3 protein-coding genes and 1 tRNA gene are annotated in these 2548 nt (G+C 31.1%); 2 read left to right on the top strand and 2 right to left on the bottom strand.

The features are described 5' to 3' along the window. The first annotated feature begins 104 nt into the window (after positions 1-104). Positions 105-195 (top strand) — tRNA-Ser (locus ACI32A_RS03270). Positions 196-225: 30 nt separating this feature from the next. Here ACI32A_RS03270 and ACI32A_RS03265 read toward each other — a convergent pair. Then, the gene (locus ACI32A_RS03265; protein WP_439753595.1) at positions 226-1404 is read right to left on the bottom strand and encodes a hypothetical protein; all 1179 of its coding nucleotides are present in this window, start codon (positions 1402-1404) and stop codon (positions 226-228) included. Positions 1405-1566: 162 nt separating this feature from the next. Between ACI32A_RS03265 and ACI32A_RS03260 the strand changes: the two genes are divergently transcribed. Next, positions 1567-2316, top strand: a complete 750-nt coding sequence (locus ACI32A_RS03260; protein ID WP_439753594.1) for an ATP-grasp domain-containing protein — start codon at positions 1567-1569, stop codon at positions 2314-2316. A gap of 21 nt (positions 2317-2337) precedes the next feature. Here the strand turns inward: ACI32A_RS03260 and ACI32A_RS03255 are convergent. Further along, positions 2338-2548 (bottom strand): hypothetical protein (locus ACI32A_RS03255; protein WP_439753593.1); only part of this gene is annotated, 211 nt, incomplete at its 5' end.

Genomic DNA, 2548 nt, shown 5'->3' with positions numbered 1-2548 from the left:
AGCCGAGAAAATGCCTCCCGGTCCGGCTCCAATAATGGCTACATCGTATTTCATTGTTTCCTCCATTTGACAGATTGTCTTGAATCATGTATTCTTTAAGAAACGCAAGAATACCCAAGTGGCTGAAGGGGCTCGCTTGGAAAGCGAGTAGATCGTTAACGCGGTGCCAGGGTTCAAATCCCTGTTCTTGCGCCATGACAATTCGAGTGCTATGCACTCTTTTTTTTATATTCCCACTTCATTGAATATATATTCATAAAGTTCATGATTACATTTCATAGCGCCTTGGGGCGCATTTTTAAGTCCATGTTCTTTTAAACAATCGAACGATAATAATTCATTGTTGACTAAGTGAATAAGTTCCATTTGAAAGAATCGTTCATTTTTTTGATTTTTTCTTTTCTTTAGGGAGTCATACCAGAATTCATCATACATATCACAAGACGATAAATTGACTTGATTCACAATGCACAAGGCTTCAATTTTTTGAATTGGTGAACTGCTATATACTAATACAATATCACCTGCTTCAAAATTAAAGAATTGTCGTGTTGTCAATTTTTTATATTTTTTTAAACAACCAATGTGATTAAACACATTGGGATTCATAGACATGATCCAGATTTTTTTATCTTGAATGGGATTTAATTGATTGGTAAAAGCTGATAAAAACATTTCCATTTCAAATTCATGTTCAAATTCGTATTGTATACCATAAGGAATGGAGTTCTCTTTTTCAAATCGTTTTAAATCCAAATTATAGTGGATACATCCATTGTATCCTTTAATAAACGTATCTGGATGTACCACAAGATTATAGGTATTTGTTTTTAGACTATAAATAGTCTCATGGGTTTGTTTACTGCGATAAGAAATCACTTTTGATGTCTCTGTATCAAATTCAAATCCATATTCATTTAATAAAGAAGAAATGTCTTTATAAGATGAATAAGAAGTATCTTCTTGTACAAATTCCATTCCAAAAGAATGTAAAAAATGAAGCGAATCCAGTTCTGTCCATTTCTTTTCTAATTTTTGCGATATTCCATAGGGAATTTGAATGCCACTAGACTTTGATAACCAGTTATAATTGGATGAAATTTTCTTTAATTCATTCATGTTTAAGATTTCCTGACTTTCATAGTCATCAATTCGATCAAAACAAACATAAATATAATGAATTCCATTTTGTTCAAATACAGCACTCATTGCCTTTCCACTGGCAATAATTCCTTTAGGAAATTGTCTAAGTTTCATCAAAAAAATACGATCACCTTTTTGAATGGATCGATTCTTTCCACAATTCCATTTTTGATAGCTGCAAGCCACCTGATCGATTTCATCCATCTTTTCTTTCCGACAATCCCAGCATTCACTATTCCAAGTCAATAACCACGTTCTCATACTTTTATTCTACACTAGAACTTGAGAAAATCACTTGTTTTAAAGTGATTTTTATTTTATTTTATTATTTTTTAGTGAAATGATTTTTTATCAACGTTAAGTAAACTTTCTGACATTCATAATGTCAATATCTGATTTAGACTGTAAGAAAAGGAGAAAAAAATGAGAGTCTATATTCAATGTGATAAAAATTATATTCCCTGTACTATTAATTTTTATTCTGCTTATCTTGGTTTTAAAGAAATGGGAATGGAAACTGTATTTTTTCATACAAAAGAAGAACTACAAACATCAAATAAACAAGACATTGTCGTTGGTTATGTTCAAACTGTACGTAATCGATTATATGATTTTAAAATCATTACACCTGACATAGATTACCCAAATGAATTAGAAACATATTTAGGAAGAAGAATATGGTCTTCTACGATTGACACTGTTAATAATTCAACAAATATGTGGCCAGTATTTGTGAAACCGAAACAAGATAAAGCATTTACAGGTATTGTTGTGAATGGTTCAAAAGATTTGATTGGTTGTGGAAAATATAATGAAGATTTAGAAGTATATTGTAGTGAAGTAGTAGATTTTATTGCTGAATGGCGCTGTTTTATACGATACGGAAAAATAATAGATGTTAAACAATATAAAGGCAGCTGGCAAGTTCATTTTGATGTGGGCGTCATTATAAATTGTATCAAAGACTATAAAAGTGTACCGGCTGGTGTAGCTATAGATTTTGGTTTAACAAAAGATGGAAGAACCTTATTAATTGAAGTCAATGACGGTTATTCTCTGGCTTCTTATGGATTATTCTATATAGATTACGCAAAACTATTGTCTGCTCGCTGGGCAGAATTAACAAATTCAACCGATGAATGTGATTTTTTATTAGAAAGGTTTCATATATAAAAAGAAGGCATAACAGCCTCATTATTTTTCGTCCAGAACATTTTGAACATATTCTACACTTTGTTCCAGTACTTTTGCGATAAATTGTATATCACATTTATTTTTATACATTGTTTTAATATTTTCTTTCATTGTATTCAAAGTACCAATTTCAATTCCTTCCAATCTACCTTCTATTCTGGCATTTTCGACTTTCTGGGCACGATCCATTTCATATCTTTCTTCTTCTAAT

It is taken from the genome of Floccifex sp. (assembly GCF_051873555.1).
In the GTDB taxonomy this organism is placed as follows: domain Bacteria; phylum Bacillota_I; class Bacilli_A; order Erysipelotrichales; family Erysipelotrichaceae; genus Floccifex.
The sequence above is the reverse complement of the archived record's forward strand: the minus strand, read 5'-3'. Positions and strand labels throughout refer to the sequence as shown.